This window comes from Saccharopolyspora gloriosae, assembly GCF_014203325.1.
GTDB classification, from domain to species: domain Bacteria; phylum Actinomycetota; class Actinomycetes; order Mycobacteriales; family Pseudonocardiaceae; genus Saccharopolyspora_C; species Saccharopolyspora_C gloriosae.
In genome coordinates, this window is record NZ_JACHIV010000001.1 from 3,236,724 (window position 1) to 3,254,091 (window position 17,368).

The 17,368-nt window shown below is 67.7% G+C and carries 13 protein-coding genes; 2 read left to right on the plus strand and 11 right to left on the minus strand.

Features of this window, described 5'->3' with window-relative positions; all coding sequences use genetic code 11:
• Nucleotides 1–129 precede the first annotated feature (129 nt).
• The 5 genes from BJ969_RS14330 to BJ969_RS14350 form a co-directional block, all read right to left on the minus strand.
• On the minus strand, nt 130–1,524 hold the full coding sequence (locus BJ969_RS14330; RefSeq protein ID WP_184479422.1) for an FAD-binding oxidoreductase: 1,395 nt from the start codon (nt 1,522–1,524) through the stop codon (nt 130–132).
• Between the two features lie 170 nt (nt 1,525–1,694).
• The gene (locus tag BJ969_RS14335) at nt 1,695–1,901 is read right to left on the minus strand and encodes a DUF397 domain-containing protein (RefSeq protein WP_184479423.1); all 207 of its coding nucleotides are present in this window, start codon (nt 1,899–1,901) and stop codon (nt 1,695–1,697) included.
• A 181-nt stretch (nt 1,902–2,082) separates the two neighbouring features.
• Entirely contained in the window at nt 2,083–3,078 is a 996-nt protein-coding gene (locus tag BJ969_RS14340; RefSeq protein ID WP_184479424.1) for a phosphatidylinositol-specific phospholipase C, read from the minus strand.
• Nucleotides 3,079–3,217: 139 nt separating this feature from the next.
• Nucleotides 3,218–3,337 carry a DUF397 domain-containing protein gene (locus BJ969_RS30990; protein ID WP_425503549.1) on the minus strand — a complete coding sequence of 40 codons (120 nt, stop codon included), beginning with the start codon at nt 3,335–3,337 and terminating at the stop codon, nt 3,218–3,220.
• A 19-nt stretch (nt 3,338–3,356) separates the two neighbouring features.
• Nucleotides 3,357–4,232: a Scr1 family TA system antitoxin-like transcriptional regulator gene (locus tag BJ969_RS14350; RefSeq protein WP_184479426.1), complete on the minus strand. Its 876-nt coding sequence runs from the start codon at nt 4,230–4,232 to the stop codon at nt 3,357–3,359.
• Nucleotides 4,233–4,387: 155 nt separating this feature from the next.
• On the opposite strand from BJ969_RS14350, the gene BJ969_RS14355 reads away from it, so the two are divergent.
• Complete coding sequence (locus tag BJ969_RS14355; protein ID WP_184479427.1) at nt 4,388–4,612, plus strand: hypothetical protein; 225 nt, start codon at nt 4,388–4,390, stop codon at nt 4,610–4,612.
• 65 nt (nt 4,613–4,677) lie between these two features.
• The gene (mmuM, locus tag BJ969_RS14360; RefSeq protein WP_184479428.1) at nt 4,678–5,619 is read left to right on the plus strand and encodes a homocysteine S-methyltransferase; all 942 of its coding nucleotides are present in this window, start codon (nt 4,678–4,680) and stop codon (nt 5,617–5,619) included.
• 350 nt (nt 5,620–5,969) lie between these two features.
• On the opposite strand, the gene BJ969_RS14365 is transcribed toward mmuM, so the two are convergent.
• The 6 genes from BJ969_RS14365 to BJ969_RS14390 form a co-directional block, all read right to left on the minus strand.
• A complete protein-coding gene (locus BJ969_RS14365) occupies nt 5,970–6,863 on the minus strand; it encodes a mycobacterial-type methylenetetrahydrofolate reductase (protein ID WP_184479429.1) in 894 nt (297 codons plus the stop codon).
• Nucleotides 6,864–7,111: 248 nt separating this feature from the next.
• On the minus strand, nt 7,112–8,572 hold the full coding sequence (gene ahcY, locus BJ969_RS14370) for an adenosylhomocysteinase (protein WP_184479430.1): 1,461 nt from the start codon (nt 8,570–8,572) through the stop codon (nt 7,112–7,114).
• A 121-nt stretch (nt 8,573–8,693) separates the two neighbouring features.
• Nucleotides 8,694–12,287: a methionine synthase gene (gene metH / locus BJ969_RS14375; RefSeq protein WP_184479431.1), complete on the minus strand. Its 3,594-nt coding sequence runs from the start codon at nt 12,285–12,287 to the stop codon at nt 8,694–8,696.
• A 102-nt stretch (nt 12,288–12,389) separates the two neighbouring features.
• Nucleotides 12,390–13,364 carry a PfkB family carbohydrate kinase gene (locus BJ969_RS14380; RefSeq protein ID WP_184479432.1) on the minus strand — a complete coding sequence of 325 codons (975 nt, stop codon included), beginning with the start codon at nt 13,362–13,364 and terminating at the stop codon, nt 12,390–12,392.
• Nucleotides 13,365–13,506: 142 nt separating this feature from the next.
• Nucleotides 13,507–14,709, minus strand: a complete 1,203-nt coding sequence (metK, locus tag BJ969_RS14385; RefSeq protein WP_184479433.1) for a methionine adenosyltransferase — start codon at nt 14,707–14,709, stop codon at nt 13,507–13,509.
• Between the two features lie 133 nt (nt 14,710–14,842).
• Nucleotides 14,843–16,552, minus strand: a complete 1,710-nt coding sequence (locus tag BJ969_RS14390) for a glycine/sarcosine N-methyltransferase (protein ID WP_184479434.1) — start codon at nt 16,550–16,552, stop codon at nt 14,843–14,845.
• Between the last annotated feature and the right edge of the window lie 816 nt (nt 16,553–17,368).

The window sequence follows — 17,368 nt, forward strand, 5'->3', positions numbered from 1 at the left end:
CCACGGAGGAGGAAGGGCCGACGACGCACTCCCCTGCGCCGCCGGCACTCGCCATGCTAAGCGCCGATTCCACTCGGATCATGTTGTTCATGAGGCGCTGACCTGCGACTTGATCCTGTCGCAGCGCGCTCAGCGGGTGGGCTCGCCGAAGACCTTCCCCGGGTTGAAGATCCCGGCGGGGTCGAGCCCGTTCTTCACCGCGTGGTGCATGCCCACGACGGTGGGCCCGAGTTCGTCGTGCAGGCCCGCCCGCTTGAGCAGGCCGATGCCGTGTTCGCCGCTGACCGTGCCGCCCAGCGCGATGGCGTCGGCGACGATGTCGTCGAACGCGCGCTGCGCCCGTTCCCGGGCGGCGTCGTCCCCGGCCGGGGTGATGATCAGCGGGTGCAGGTTGCCGTCGCCCGCGTGCGCGATGTTCGCGATCAACGTGTCGTGGCGGACCGCGGCGGCCTCGACCTTCGCGAGCATGTCCGGCACCAGCGCTCGCGGCACGCACACGTCCTCGGTCAGCAGCGGGCCGAGCCGCTCCAGGGCCGGGTAGGCCAGTCGGCGCGCGGCGAACAGCGCATCGGCCTCGTGCTGATCGGTGGAGGCCGCGCTGAACGTCGCACCGGCCTTCTCGAAGCATTCGACGAGGGTCGCCACCTCCTGCTCACCGGCTTCGCCGGGAGTGTCGGAGCGCCCGAGCAGCAGCACCTCGGCTTCGTCGCTGAGCCCCATGTTCTTCCACTCGTCCACCGCGCGCAGGCAGTGCCGGTCGAGCAGTTCCAGCGCGGAGGGCACCACCCCGGACGCGGCGACGGCGGCGACGGCTTCGCCCGCCGCGACCAGCGAGTCGAAGTAACCGACCACGGTCCGCTCCGGGGCGCGAACGCCGGGCAGCAATTTGACCGTGATCTCGGTGATCACGCCGAGGGTGCCTTCGGAACCGACGAACAAGCCGCACAGGTCGTAGCCGGTGACGCCCTTCGCGGTGCGCCGCCCGAGCCGCACGACCTCCCCGTCGCCGACGACCGCTTCCAGCCCGAGGACGTAGTCCCTGGTCACGCCGTACTTCACGCAGCACACGCCACCGGCGTTGGTGGCGACGTTGCCGCCGATGGTCGACCACGGGGAGCTCGCCGGGTCCGGCGGGTACCAGGCCCCGTGTTCGCGGCAGGCGGCGCGGAAGTCGTCGTTGATCACTCCCGGCTGGGTGACGGCGAGCTGTTCCCGCGGGTTGATCTCCAGCACCGAGTTCATGTGCTCGAACGAGATCATCACGCACCCGTCGAGGGCGTTGGCCCCGCCGGACAGGCCGGTGCCCGCGCCGCGCGGCACCACCGGAACCCCCAGCTCGGCGCAGGTGCGCACGACCGCGACGACGTCCTCGGTGCGCACCGGGCGCACGACGGCGGCCGGGGTGCCGTGCGGGGCCCATTCGGCTTCGTCGTGGGCGTAGCGGCCGACGGAGTCCGGGTCGGTCACCAACAGCTGTTCCGGTACCCGCGCCCGCAGTGCCGCGAGCGTGTTCTCCGTGTCCATCACGCCTCCGTTTCGCCGGTCCGCACCCACGTTAACCCGGTGCCTCGTCGGCACCCAGCATCGTTCCGGAAAACGCGATCATGGCTTCCACCACGGATTTCGCGCGCGTTGACGTCCTGTCAGCACCGCCCCACCGAGCGTGTCGACGGCCCCTCGGGCCGCCCCCGTGGTCAGCGCGCCGAGGCGTCGCGCTTGCGACGCCACTGGTCGGAACCGACCAGGACGAGGAACCCGCGCCACCGCTCCCGCGAGACGCACAGCCGGGCGCCGTGCGGCTGCTTGGAATCGCGGATCAGCGTCACCCCCGCGCGCCGGGCGACCTCGACGCAGTTGCCCACGGACCCGCTGCGGGTGCTTCTGTGCCACTCCTCGGACATGGCGGCCCCTCTCTCGTGGCGTCGGGGACCCTGTCCATCTTTCTTGTTCCCGGAGCGGTTTCCAGTGGTCAGCTGTCGTAACGGCCTGCGCCCAACGCGTCGGCGAACCCGCCCGATCGCCACGTTCGCGCGCTGCCCCGTTCGCCCACGAGATGCCTGCCCGAGAGACCGCCGCGGCGGGTCAGGAATTCCGGGAGATCACCTCGTCGATGAGGTCGCCGCCGGGGAAGTCCATCAGCACGACACCGGTGCGGGGAACGTCGTTGCCCGCCAGGTGTTCCAGCGCGTAGTCGTTGACGCCGCGGGTGCCGCCGGTGCCGCAGGACACGGTCTTCGGGTTGGCGCCCAGGCTCGAACCGCTGGTGAAGTTCCAGAACATCTCACCGGAGTCGGCGGAGTTCGTCTCGTCCCAGTGGTCGCGCACGTGGTTCCACTTGTCGTCGATGTCGCCGATCGTGGGCACCTGGTATTCGTCCTGCACGTAGTCGCCCCAGTTGTCGTTGGTGAACTGGGAGAGGCCGTAGCCGTCGACCAGGCCGCCCTGCGCTTCCTGCAGCGACCCGAGCACGATCTTGCCGCGGGCGTCGCCGAGCGTCGGCATGCCGTCGGAGGCGGGGTTTTGCAGCCGCCCGCCGTGGGGGTCCTCGTCGGCGTAGCGGTCGAGGATGGTCGCGGTGTCCTGATCGCTGTTCTCGTCGGTGCAGGACCCGATGTCCCCGGTGCATTCGGCCTTCAACCGCATCAGGATCGTCTCGCCGGGGTGCGCGGCGAGGAAGGCGTCCGCTTTCGCCAGCACATCGGCGAAGTTGGCGTTCTGGTAGAAGGTGCCGTGGTGGATGGTGAACTGGTTGTCCACCTTGCGGACCCGGATGTCGATGGCGCGCACTCCGGCGTCGAGCTGCGCGGTGAGCGTTTCCGCGCTGTCGCCGTGGTCCTCCTGGGTCTGCGTGATGTCCCCACCGTGCAGCGACAACGTGTCGTGGGTGCCGGGGATGGACAGCGCGGCGAGGCTGGTGTCGTCGGGCAGCCCGCCCATCCAGTCCGGGTTGGCGGCCTCGGTGAGGCTTTCGCAGTAGGCCGTCGCGGCGTGCGCGGTCCCGGCGGGAACGAGGGTGACCGCCAGGGCCGCGGCGAACGCGGCGGCGATCCGGGCGGTGGACGAGGCGACTCCGGTCATGCGCACATGATCTCCACCCGCAGGTCACGACCAGGCCACCCTGGCGTGATCCCGCCAGCATCGGAGTTCCCAGGCTTCGGAACCCGGTCCCGCTCCGGCCTTGTCCTCACAGCCGAGGCGGGACCGGCGTGGGGCGAGATCAGCCTTCGTAGCGGCCGGAGGTCACGGCGCCCAGGAAGCTCCCCCACCGTTCGCGCGAGACCCGCAGCCGACCGTCGCGCGGTGCTTTCGAGTCCCGGACGGCCACCTCTCCCGTCAAGACGGCCACCTCCACGCAATCACCGTTCGATCCGCTGTAGGTGCTCTTCTTCCACCGGTGCACACTCATCGGACAGCTCCTTCTTGATCGACTCGATCAGCTCAGCGGACTGATCACCGGTCAACACGACATCTTCGAGTTCGGCCAGGCCATCGGTAAAGGGCTCCACGTCCTGCGGACGAGTCAAGAAGAGTCCGACACGGCGGGCCTCGATGTAGACGTGCGGAGCTCGGTCCGGAAAGGCCAACATCATGAACGGCCCGTCGAGGCCCGGATGAGCCCCGGCGCTCCTGGGGATGATTCGGATGCTCACGTTCGGCCTGGTGCTCACCCGAAGCAAATGCCCGAGTTGGCCGCGCATGACATCCGGGCCACCGATGAGCCTGCTCAGCACGAGTTCGTCCATGAGCACCGTGACTTCCGGCGCATCGGGCCGCGTCAACAACGCCTGACGTGCGAGCCGAGCGGCGAGCAACCATTCCTGTTCGGCTCCGGATCCGATGACGGCACGCGCGTATTCCTGGGTCTGGAATAACCCGGGCACAAGGCTCATCGCAACACTCGTGATCTCCGAGGCTTTCGTTTCCAAGGCGACGAGGCTGGTGATCTGCTGTGCGGTGGCGGGCCCGGTGGCCAGCCACGCCGTGCTCGCGTCCGTGCCGTCGACCTGCTCGACCATCTGGTCCCGCCGCCTGCCGGTGATTCCGTAGACGGCGCACAGCGCGATGACCTCCTCCGGCTCCGGGACTCGCGTGCCCAGTTCGGTGCGCGCGACCGAGGTGTGCGAGACACCGATCCGCTCGGCCACCGATCGGGTGGACATCCGGCATTGCTCGCGGGCTTTGCGGAGATCCGCTCCGAGCCCCATCTGACGCACCTTGCTGCGCTGCCGCACCCACCGACCTCCGAACATGCGAGAACAATTGTCACAGAATCCGTTACACGCGTTCCACATCAATTCTCAGTCGCCTTTGTAACCGCTTGCTGTTCCGAGAGGAAGCCTTCTAGCCTCCGCTTCACGCAATCGGTTGATCACGAACTGGAGGAATCATGCGGCAAGAAGGCTGGCGCATTCCCGCGGGAGCGAACCCGGCGACGGGTGAAGTGGTGCTGGGGGTGGCGACGCCGCAGAGCGTGGCGATCCGGCAGGGGGATTCGGTGCTCGAACTGACCACCGAGCAGCTCGGCGAGCTCAGCGATCGGATCTTCTACCTGCACGAACTGCTGCGGATCGACCTCTCCGACATCGCGGAGGGACTGCAACCGAGCTGGTGATCGCGCGGCGGTCCGGGTCGGTCGACGGCGTGAGCGAGTGTCCGGGAGGGATTACCGTTCGGGGTATGAGCATCGCGGCGCAGGACCTCTTCCGGGACGGTCCGCGCATCCTGGACGGCGGGCTGGCCACGGAGTTGGAGGCGCGCGGCGGGGATCTCTCCGGCGGGCTGTGGTCGGCCCGGTACCTGCTGGAGGCACCGGAGAAGATCGTCGGCGCGCACGAGGCGTTCTTCGCGGCGGGGGCGGACGTGGCGAAGTCCGCCGGGTACCAGGCGAGCTTCGAAGGGTTCGCCGCGCACGGGGTCGGCCGCGAGCAGGCGGCCGAACTGATGCGCCGCAGCGTCGAACTCGCAGGGGAGGCGGCGCACCTGGCTCCGGTGCGGGACCAGGTCTCCAAGACCGGGGCGCATCGCACCGGGCGGCTCGTCGCCGCCTCCGTCGGGCCGTACGGCGCGATGCTCGCGGACGGTTCGGAGTACCGCGGGCGCTACGGGCTCGGCCACCGCGAGCTCGTCGCGTTCCACCGGCCCCGGATGGAGGCGTTCGCGGCGGCCGAGCCGGACCTGTTCGCGCTGGAGACCGTTCCCGACGTGGACGAGGCCGCCGCGCTGCTCGACGCGCTCGACGGGCTCGGCGTTCCCGCCTGGTTGTCGTACACGATCTCCGGTGGGCGCACCCGGGCCGGGCAACCGCTGGCGGAGGCGTTCGCCGTGGCCGCCGGCCGGGACGACGTGCTGGCCGTCGGGATCAACTGCTGCTCCCCCGCCGACGCGACGCGCGCCGTGCCGATAGCGCGGGAGGTCAGCGGCAAACCGGTGGTGGTGTATCCGAACAGCGGTGAGGGCTGGGACGCCGAGCACCAGCTGTGGACCGGCCGCTCCGGTTTCGACGCCGCCCACGTCACCGGCTGGATCGCCGACGGCGCCCAGCTCGTCGGCGGCTGCTGCCGAGTCACCCCCGCCGACATCGCCGAGGTCGCAGCCCACCTCCACCCCCGACCCCAGTAACCCCCACCTCACCGAAGAGCCTGCCTAGCGGCGAAGCCGTGCCTTGGGCTGCGGAGCACGCCTGCCTTGCGGCCGAAGGCCGTGCCTGTATTCGCGCAGCGAATAGCCCACGCAAGCAAGGCGACCACCCGCGGGTTCTCAGTCGGTCTCTCGCGAGGACAGCTTTTTCCCTCGTGGCGGAGCCACTCGGGAAAAAGATCCCGCAGCGAGAGACCGACTGAGGTTCCGCCACCGGACCACCAAAGCAAAACGACCCCGAAAACCCAACGAGAACGGACCGCCGCCCAAGGGAGGGAGGCGGCGGTCCGTTCGGTGCGAGGCGATCCGGGATCGCCGGGTTTCGGTGCGGCTCAGGCCGCCTGGGGCTTCGGCGCCCAGTAGTCGATCATCGAGGCGAACACGTCGAACGCGGGCTTCGAGTACCCGTACGGCGCTTCCAGGTGCAGGCTCAGCGGGAAGCCGAGGTCCACCACCCCGTCGATGACGCGCTTGTAGAGGTCGAGCAGCTTCTGCTTGCGCTCCTCGAAGGTGAGGTCGGTGATGCCCGCGACGAACTTCTGCTCCGCCTCCACCGCCGGGTTGCCGGGGTCCTGGATGAGCCAGTCGATGAGCTTGCGGCGACCTTCGACGCCCGGCACGAAACCGAACGACAGCAGGATCTCCGGGCGGTGCGGCGTCTTGTCCGCGAATTCCTTCAGGAATCCGACGATGGCGTCCGAGTACAGCAGTTGCGTCATGCCGTAGGTGGCGCCGCGCTCGCACTTGAAGTTGAACCGGCCGTGCTCGCCCTCGCGGGTCGGGATGAGGATGGAGCCACGGTTCGGGACGACGTCCTGGAACTGGGTCAGCGCGTCGGTGGGCGGTAAGCCGCCGCCCTCGCCGTCGGACATGGTGCGCGGCACGCCGACGAACGCGATGCCCTCCATGCCCGCCGCCTGCAGGTCCCGGATGCGGTCGGTGAGCTGCGGCTTGTCCATGAACGCGGTGACCTGCGTGCACAGGCCCTTCACGTCGCCGATCTCCGGGCGCACCGTGTTCCAGAAGTCGATGACGTCCATCTTCGGCTTCATCTCGATCGGACGGTCGTCGTCCTCGGCGATGATGCCGGGAATCATCAGGTGACCGATGCGGTCGGCGAGCCCGGCGGCGCGGCTGTTCTCGGCCACCTTGCGGCCTTCCTCCACGGCCCTCTCGTGTCCACCGTCGAGGTCGGGCGGTGCCAATTCGAGTGCGATCGTGTCCATGTCGGCCTCAGGTCTTCCTTCCTCGCCGGTCACCGTGCCAGTCCGGCCGCTCCCGCGGGCAGCCGTGAGGGCGGGGACCGTGCAACCGGAAATCGAATTCGAGGGAGGGCGGAAACGAGATCGAACGCGGATTCCCTCGACAGGTCTTCTCGATCGAGAACCGGGGGGCCGCCACCGCCCGGACCGAACCGGCCCGGGCGGTGGCGTACGACCACCGGTCGCTCACGCCACGAGGGGCGCTGAGCGGATCAGTAGCGGTAGTGCTCGGGCTTGTACGGCCCGTTCACGTCGACACCGATGTACTCGGCCTGCGCCTTGGTCAGCGTGGTCAGCTTGACGCCGAGCGCGTCCAGGTGCAGCCGGGCCACCTTCTCGTCCAGGTGCTTGGGCAGCACGTAGACGTCCTTGCCGTACTCGCCGGGCTTGGTCCACAGCTCGATCTGCGCCAGCGTCTGGTTGGTGAACGAGTTGGACATCACGAAGCTCGGGTGCCCGGTGGCGTTGCCCAGGTTGAGCAGCCGGCCCTCGGACAGCACCAGGATGGAGTGCCCGTCGGTGAAGGTGAACTCGTGCACCTGCGGCTTGATCTCGACCTTCTTGATGCCCGGGGTCTTCTCCAGGCCGGCCATGTCGATCTCGTTGTCGAAGTGGCCGATGTTGCCCACGATGGCCTGGTGCTTCATCTTCGCCATGTGGTCGGCGGTGATGATGTCGAAGTTGCCGGTCGTGGTGATGAAGATGTCGGCGATCTCGACGACCTCGTCGAGGGTCTTGACCTCGTAGCCCTCCATCGCCGCCTGCAGCGCGCAGATCGGGTCGATCTCGGTGACGATCACGCGGGCGCCCTGGCCGCGCAGCGACTCCGCGGAGCCCTTGCCGACGTCGCCGAAGCCGGCGATGACGGCGACCTTGCCGCCGATGAGGGTGTCGGTGGCGCGGTTGATGCCGTCGACCAGCGAGTGGCGGCAGCCGTACTTGTTGTCGAACTTCGACTTCGTCACCGAGTCGTTGACGTTGATCGCCGGGAACAGCAGCTCACCGGAGCGCACCAGCTCGACGAGCTTGTGGACACCGGTGGTGGTCTCCTCGGTGACGCCCTTGATCTCCTTGGCGAGCTTGGTGAAGCGCTGCTTGTCCTTGTCCAGGCTGGCGCGCAGCGTGGACAGGACGACCTTGAACTCCTCCGGGTCGTTGTCCGTGGGCTGCGGCACGGCGCCGGCGGCCTCGAACTCGACGCCCTTGTGGACCAGCAGCGTCGCGTCGCCACCGTCGTCGAGGATCATGTTGGCGACCTTGCCGCCGTCGAACTGCCAGAGCTGGTCGGTGCACCACCAGTAGTCCTCCAGCGTCTCGCCCTTCCAGGCGAATACCGGCACGCCCGCGGGCTTGTCCACGGTGCCGTTCTTGCCCACGACGACGGCCGCGGCGGCCTCGTCCTGGGTGGAGAAGATGTTGCAGGACACCCAGCGGACCTCGGCGCCCAGCTCGACCAGCGTCTCGATGAGCACCGCGGTCTGCACCGTCATGTGCAGCGAACCTGCGATCCGCGCGCCCTTGAGCGGCTTGGAGTCCGCATACTCCTTGCGAGTCGCCATCAGACCGGGCATCTCGTGCTCGGCCAGCCGGATCTGGTGCCGGCCGGACTCGGCCAGGCTCAGGTCCGCGACGGCGAACTCGATGCCGTTGGCCTTCTGCAGCTTCGCGCTCATGATTTCCTTTCTAGATTTCCCTGCTCGGGTTTCATCCCTGTCAGGGCGCTTTCCCTGCTCGGGTTTCCGCGGCACGTGCGCGGGCCGCTGATGATCAACCTTACGGCCCGCGCACGTGGCCTCATGTGTTGAAGTACTTCGCCTCGGGGTGGTGGGCGACGATCGCGTCCGTGGACTGCTCCGGGTGCAGCTGGAACTCCTCGGAGAGCTCCACGCCGATCCGCTCGCTCTCCAGCAGCTCCACGATCTTTGCGCGGTCCTCGATCTCCGGGCAGGCGCCGTAGCCGAAGGAGTAGCGCGCACCGCGGTAGCCGAGCTTGAAGAACTCGGTCACCTCGTTCGGGTCCTCCTCGGACACCGCACGCCCGCTGGACCACAGCAGTTCCCGCCGGACCCGCCGGTGCCAGTACTCGGCGAGCGCCTCGGTGAGCTGCACGCCCATCCCGTGGATCTCGAGGTAGTCGCGGTAGGAGTTCTTCGCGAACAGCTCGTTGGCGTAGTCGGCGATGGGCTGGCCCATCGTCACCAGCTGCATCGGCAGCACGTCGACCTGGCCGGTCTCCAGCGCCTTCTCCCTGGTCCGGTAGAAGTCGGCGAGGCTGAGCCTGCGGTCGCGCTGCTGGCGCGGGAACGTGAACCGGGTGCGTTCCGCGGCGTCCGGCTCCTCCTTGTCCAGGACGATCACCGAGTTGCCCTCGGTCACGACCGGGAAGTAGCCGTACACCACCGCCGCGTGCTGCAGGATGCCCGCGGTGGCCAGCTCGTCCATCCAGTAGCGCAGCCGCGGCCGGCCCTCGGATTCGACGAGCTCCTCGTACGACGGCCCCTCGCCCTTCTTGGAACCGCGCAGGCCCCACTGGCCGAAGAACGTGGCGCGTTCGTCGAGCAGCGCCAAGTAGTCGGCGACGGGCACGCCCTTGATGACCTTCGAACCCCAGAACGGCGGGGTCGGCACCGGGGCGTCGGCGTCCACGTCGGAGCGGATGGAGTCGTCGTAGAGGTCGGGCAGCGGTCCCTGCTCGGCCTTGCGCTTCTCGGCGATGCGTTTGGAACGCTCGTGGCGCTCCTTGCGCTCGGCCTTCTTGGCCTCTTCCGCCTCGTTCACCTCGGGGTTGTCGCCGCGCTTGATGGACATCAGGCGGTCCATCAGGTTCAGGCCCTCGAAGGCGTCCTTCGCGTAGCGCACATCGCCCTGGTAGACCTCGTCGAGGTCGTTCTCCACGAAGGACCTGGTCAGCGCGGCGCCGCCGAGCATCACCGGGTACTTCTCGGCGATGCCGCGGGTGTTCATCTCCTGCAGGTTGTCCTTCATGATCACGGTGGACTTCACCAGCAGGCCCGACATGCCGATCACGTCGACCTTGTTCTCGTCCGCGGCTTCGAGGATCGCGTTCACCGGCTGCTTGATGCCGATGTTGACCACGTCGTAGCCGTTGTTGGACACGATGATGTCGACGAGGTTCTTGCCGATGTCGTGCACATCGCCCTTGACCGTCGCCAGCAGCAGCTTGCCCTTGCCGCCGGAGTCGTCCTTCTCCATGTGCGGTTCGAGGTAGGCCACGGCGGCCTTCATCGTCTCCGCGGACTGGAGCACGAACGGCAGCTGCATCTGCCCGGAACCGAACAGGTCACCGACGACCTTCATACCGGCGAGCAGGTTCTCGTTGACGATCTGCAGCGGCTTCTTCTCCTGCATGGCCGCTTCGAGGTCGTCGTCGAGGCCGTTGCGCTCGCCGTCGACGATGCGCTTCTCCAGCCGTTCGAACAGCGGCAGCTTCGCCAGTTCCTCCGCGCGGGAGGCACCGGTCGAGGAGGCCGTCTTGCCCTCGAACAGCTGCATCAGCTTCTGCAGCGGGTCGTAGTCCTCGGTGCGCCGGTCGTAGACCAGGTCGAGGGCGACCTGCCGCTGCTCCTCCTCGATCTTGCTCATCGGCAGGATCTTGGAGGCGTTCAGGATCGCCGAGTCCAGCCCGGCCTCGCGGCACTCGTTGAGGAACACCGAGTTCAGCACCTGGCGCGCGGCCGGGTTCAGGCCGAACGACACGTTGGACAGGCCCAGCGTGGTGTTCACCCGCGGGTGGCGGCGCTTGAGTTCCCGGATGGCCTCGATGGTCTCGATGCCGTCCCGGCGCACCTCCTCCTGACCCGTGGTGATCGGGAAGACCAGGCAGTCGATGATGATCGCCGACTCGTCCAGGCCCCAGGTCCCGGTGATCTCGGCGATGAGGCGCTCGGCGATCCGCAGCTTCCACTCGGCGGTGCGGGCCTGGCCCTCCTCGTCGATGCACAGCGCGACGACGGTGGCGCCGTGCTCGCGCACCATCGCCATCACCTTCTGGAACCGCGAGTCCGGCCCGTCGCCGTCCTCGTAGTTCACCGAGTTCACCGCGCAACGCCCGCCGAGGTGCTCCAGCCCGGCCTGGATCACGTTCGCCTCGGTGGAGTCGACCATGACCGGCAGCGTGGAGGCGGTGGCCAGCCGGCTGGCCAGCTCGCGCATGTCCTCGGCGCCGTCGCGGCCCACGTAGTCCACGCACAGGTCCAGCATGTGCGCGCCCTCGCGGGTCTGGGCCTTCGCGATCTCCACGCAGTCGTCCCAGCGGGCGTCGAGCATGGCCTCGCGGAACTTCTTGGAGCCGTTGGTGTTGGTCCGCTCACCGACGTTGAGGATGCTCGCGTCCTGCTGGAACGGCACCGCCTGGTACACCGACGACACCGACGGAACGATCTCCGGGGTGCGCGCCTGCGGGGTGAGCGAGGACACGGCCTCGGAGACCGCGCGCACGTGCTCACCGGTGGTGCCGCAGCAGCCGCCGACGAGCCGGGCGCCGAAGTCGTTGACGAAGCCGACCAGCGCCTGCGCCAGCTCGTCCGGCTGCAGCGGGTACACAGCGCCGTTCGGCCCGAGCTCCGGCAGGCCCGCGTTCGGCATCACCGAGATCGGCACGTTCGCGTGCTGCGCCAGCACCCGCAGGTGCTCGCTCATCTCGGCCGGGCCGGTCGCGCAGTTCATGCCGATCAGGTCGATGCCCAGCGGCTCCAGCGCCGTGAGCGCCGCGCCGATCTCGGAACCGACCAGCATCGTGCCGGTCTGCTCCACGGTGACTTGCGCGATGATCGGCAGCCAGCGGCCGGTCTGCTCCATCGCGCGCTTGGCGGCCACGATCGCCGCCTTGGTCTGCAGCAGGTCCTGGGAGGTCTCCACCAGGACCACGTCGATGCCGCCGTCGATCATGCCCAGCACGTTCTCGACGTAGGCGTCGCGCAGGTCCGCGTACGGCGCGTGACCCAGCGTGGGCAGCTTCGTGCCCGGCCCCATCGAGCCCAGCACGAACCGCGGCTTGTCCTTCGTGGAGAACTCGTCGGCGGCCTCCCTGGCCAGCCGCGCGCCCTTCTCCGCCAGGTCCCGGATGCGCTCCGGGATGCCGTACTCGCCGAGGTTGGCGAGGTTCGTGCCGAACGTGTTCGACTCGATCGCGTCCGAACCGGCTTCCAAGAACCCGCGGTACACCCCGGAGACCACGTCCGGGCGGGTCTCGTTGAGGATCTCGTTGCAGCCTTCGAGGTTCGCGAAGTCGTCCAACGACAGGTCGTAGGCCTGCAACGCGGTACCCATGCCGCCGTCCGCGACGAGCACGCGCTCGTTGAGCGCGGTCAGGAACCCGCTCGGGTCGCGCCCCGAGCCGGTATCGCCGTTCGTGTTGACCCCATTCATGTCGCTGCCTCTTCCCACGCTTACCTGCGCCACGCCCGATACCTCAAGTGTGCTCGCCGGGGGCGGCACCGGGCTCTCGCCCCCGGTGCCGCCCCCGGTACATCAGCGCAGCTTCGAACCGATCTCGGCGGCGGCGGTGTCGCCGTACGCCTCACCGATGCGCGCGAGGAACGACTCGCGCTCGACGTCGTACTCCTGCGGCCCGTCGGTCTCCAGCGAGACGGTCGCCAGCGTGCAGCCGAGCTGCAAGGCCCGCTCCACGCCCAGCCCGCCGGACAGACCGGAGAGGAACCCGGCGCGCAACGCGTCGCCGACCCCCGTCGGGTCGCCCTTCTGCTTCTCCTTGGGCGGCTGCACCTCGAAGGTCGGCGACGACGCCGACTCGACCTTGAGGCCCTTCGCGCCCAGCGAGGTGACCCAGCTGCCGACCTCGGCCAGGACCTCGTCGTGGGTCCAGCCGGTGCTCTGCAGCAGCAGGCTGTGCTCGTACTCGTTCGTGAACAGGTACTCCGCGCCGCGAACCAGCTCGCGGACCGACTCGCCGTCCATCCGGGCCAGCTGCTGGCCCGGATCGGCGAGGAACTTGTACCCGCGCTCCCGGCATTCCTTGGTGTACTTCACCATCGCGTCCGGGTCGTTCGCCGAGATCACCACGAGGTCGAGCCCGCCGACGCGGTCGGCGACCGACTTGAGCTCGATCTCCGCGGCCTCGGTCATGGCACCCGGGTAGAACGAGGCGATCTGGTTGAAGTCCTGGTCGGTGGTGCAGAGGAACCGGGACGTGTGCTTGGTCTCCGAGACGCGCACCGAAGCGGTGTCCACGCCGTGACGCTCCAGCCACGTCCGGTATTCCTCGAAGTCCTGCCCGACCGCGCCGACCAGCAGCGAGGTGACGCCGAGCTTGCCGAGCCCGAAGGTGATGTTGGCCGCGACCCCGCCGCGACGCACCTCCAGCTCGTCGACCAGGAAGGACAGGGACACCGATTCGAGCTGATCGGCGATCAGCTGCTCGGCGATCCTGCCGGGGAAGGACATCAGGTGGTCGGTGGCGATCGACCCGGTCACCGCAATCCGCACTGCAACAACTCCTTATCGGCCGGCCGGCGACATCGTCGGCCACCGGCCCCAAGAACTTCTCGATACCTGGCCCGCACCGGGCCGCGGGGCGTGGCCGTGCCACGCCCCGCGACAGCCGGTACGAACGTCCGCATGTGTTCGATCAGATGCCGGCGGCGGCCTTGAGCGCCTCGGCACGATCGGTGTTCTCCCACGGCAGGTTCACGTCGCTGCGGCCGAAGTGGCCGTAGGCGGCGGTCTGCGCGTAGATCGGACGCAGCAGGTCCAGGTCCCGGATGATCGCGGCGGGACGCAGGTCGAACACCTCGTTGATCGCGGCCTGGATCTTGACCGGGTCCACGTTCTCGGTGCCGAAGGTCTCCACGAACAGCCCGACCGGAGCGGCCTTGCCGATCGCGTAGGCGACCTGCACCTCGATGCGGCCGGCCAGTCCGGCGGCCACCGCGTTCTTCGCCACCCAGCGGGTCGCGTAGGCCGCGGAGCGGTCCACCTTCGACGGGTCCTTGCCGGAGAAGGCGCCGCCACCGTGGCGGGCCATGCCGCCGTAGGTGTCGACGATGATCTTCCGGCCGGTCAGACCGGCGTCACCCATCGGGCCACCGACGACGAACCGACCGGTCGGGTTGATCAGCACCCGCGAGTCGGTGGTGTCCAGGCCGACCCGCTCCAGCTCCGGGGCGATGACCTTCTCGTTGATGTCCTTGGACAGCGTCTTGTCGAGGTCGATCTCCTCGGCGTGCTGCGTCGAGAGCACGACGGTGTCCAAGCGGACCGGCTGGTCACCGGCGTACTCGATGGTGACCTGCGTCTTGCCGTCGGCGCGCAGGTACGGCAGCGTGCCGTCCTTGCGGACCTCGGTCAGGCGACGCGACAGCCGGTGCGCGAGCGTGATCGGCAGCGGCGCGAGCTCGTCGGTGTCGTTGCAGGCGTAGCCGAACATCAGGCCCTGGTCGCCGGCGCCCTGCTTGGCGATCTCGTCGATGACGCCCTCGACCCGGCTCTCGTGCGCGGTGTCCACGCCCTGGCCGATGTCCGGGGACTGCGCGCCGATCGCGATGTTCACGCCGCAAGAGTTGCCGTCGAAGCCCTTGGCCGACGAGTCGTAGCCGATCTCAAGGATCTTCTCCCGCACGATGGACGGGATGTCGACGTAGGCGCTGGTGGTGACCTCACCGGCCACGTGCACCTGGCCGGTCGTCACCAGCGTCTCCACCGCGACGCGGGACCGCGGGTCCTGCGCGAGCATCGCGTCCAGCACGGAGTCGCTGATCGCGTCGCAGATCTTGTCAGGGTGACCTTCGGTCACCGACTCGCTGGTGAACAACCTGCGGTTGATCTCACTCACGGCTCAACCTCACCTCTCAGCTTCTTTGGCGACTTCGATCCTTGCGTACGGGCAGCAGTAATGTCATGAGTGTCCACTCACTGGCACCCCTGCCATCCGGCCCAGCGGGACCGGCCGTACGCATCACTGATGATCATGCACGGGCGTGGATGATGCCCCATGCCAGGCTTCCGCCGTTACCGGACTCCACCCAGGCACGCAGGCCACGCTTCATCTTGGTGCGATATTCCTCACTGATCCGGTCGGACAGTTCGGACTCGCGGGCTTCGAGCACCTCGAGCACCCGCTGGTAGTGCACCGGCAGGTACGAGCTGAGGTCCTCGAAGTCGATCGTCTGCAGGCCCAAGCGGGCCAGTTCGCGCCGGTAGAAGCCGGGCGAACCCATAGTGTCCAGGCTCAGCCGGTCCAGGATCGGACCCAGGTCCTGTTTGCGGGCGTTGTCGGCGGCCATCGGGTCGGTGAACACGAACGAACCGCCCTTGCTCAGGACGCGCGTCACCTCTTCCAGCACCCGCTCGCGGTCCCCGCTGTGCAGGATGGCGTCCTGCGACCAGACCACGTCGAAGGCGTTGTCCTGGAACGGGATGTCCTCGAAGGACCCGTCCTTGACCTCGATGAGGTGGTCGAGGCCCGCCGCCCGGTTGAACTCGACGTTGCGGGCGTTCTCGACCTCGCTGAGGTTCAGGCAGGCGACCTTGCAGCCGTAGGTCTTGGCCAGGTAGCGCGCCGCACCACCGTATCCGGCACCGATGTCCAGGATCCGGGTCTCCGGTGTGATCTCGACCTTGGCCGCCATGCGCTCGACGGTGCGCCGCGACGCGGCATCGATGTCCTCGTCCGGGGTGTTGTAGAGGCCGACGTGAATGTCGTTGCCGCCCCAGACGTGGTAGTAGAAATTATCCGCGTCTTCGGAGTTGTAGTAGTCGCGGGCGGTGTGAACCGCGGTCGAGTACACGTCGGACAGTTCGTCCTCGGTGCGGTAGTTCTTCTCCGCGACGTGAATGTAGAAGTCCGGGTCCTGGTCCGCGTACGTTTCCTGGAAATCGCCGTAGGTGTCGATTCGCTGGAATCCGACCTCGCGCAGCAGGCGACGCACGTAATTCTTCCGCAACGGGTACATGTTGAGGAAGAATTCGCTCTTGTCCGGGAAGGTGTACTTGAATCGGGCCAGGCCCTCGTCCACGTGGTCCGGCTCCGCGGACACGTCCTCACCAGCGTAGTAGTACGTGTGCTTGCTGGAGAATCCGTCGTCCAGGATCGCGTCGTAGTTGCGCTGGTCGATGATCAAAACGCCGTCGTGCTTGAGCATGGCGTAGAACTCGGCCAGGGCCTTGCGCCGGTCGCGCTCGGAGAACAGGTGCGTGAACGAGTTGCCCAAGCAGATGATCGCGTCGTACTCGCCGTGCACGTCGCGGTTGAGCCAGCGCCAGTCGGCGTGCACGACGCGCAGGATGTGCCCGCCGTAGGTCAGGCCGTTGCGGAAGGCCTGGGCCAGCATCTGGGGGCTGCCGTCGGCGCTGACCGTCTCGAAGCCCTCTTCCAGCAGCCGCACCGAGTGGAAACCGGTGCCGGTGGCCACGTCCAGGACGGACTCCACACCACGGGCTTTGAGCTGGTCGATGAAGAACCGGCCCTCGCTCTCGTAGCGCTTCTTCCAGTCGATCAGATCGTCCCACTTGTCGACGAATCCACCGACGTACTCGTGCGTGTAATGGTCGGATTCGCGCACTTCCAACGGGTTGTCGCCGAAGACCTGCTCCTCACGGGCGACCAGTTCGGCCGCATCCTCGGCCACACCGTTGCGTTCGCCGTGCTGCGCCAGGTCGTCCACGCTCTTGGCCATACTTCACTCCCACCACTCGCGTTGGTCATGCGCCTCATGCACCACTCAGGTCCGCGCGAATCCGCCCCGAGATCAACTCGTAGGTCGTGCGGGGTCGCCAATCGAATAAGGCGACACCTGCGCACCGGTGTGGGCGGCCGAAGAACTCAGGCCGCGCACCTGCACCAGCGCTCGCACTCAGTCAGCCCCATTGCCGACCGGGTTCGACGCGAATTCGTGCGTCGAGTAACCAAACTATGCGAATGAGTTGTCGAAGCAAGCGTACAAGAGTGTGACACTGATCACAGCAATGGGATATATGCGTGATTCGGATCGTCACCCTGGGTGAAAAAATGCGCTGCTACCAGCGTTTTCTCCGACCATTTTTCGGACGTGTCACGATCGCATAAGTGCACCGCAGCGACGATGTGTGTATGATCGCGTACGCAGCACTTACCATGACAACATTGAATAGCGCAACCGCGAATGCCTACAAAACCGATCACGGGAGGCTCGCGGGGTGATACCGATTTCCCTTTTTCGCTCGGGACATCGACCCGGGGGCTCAGGATGTTACGATGCCCGCCCCCGCTGCGCCAGACTTGGGCGGAAATTACTGGGGAGATCCTTAGTGGATCGCCGCCCCACCAGGCTCGACCGGGCCTTCCGGACCGCGCGGAAGGCCTGCTCCGAGCCGCGGCCCACCTCCTCGGCCACGCGCTCCGACCTGCGCCGGACGCCGCGAACCGCATCAGCCCGACCGTTTTTTCTCGCATTCGCACAACGCGCGAACGTTGGAATTCATTCCGCCATTTCATGAACCGCGATTCATCGGAG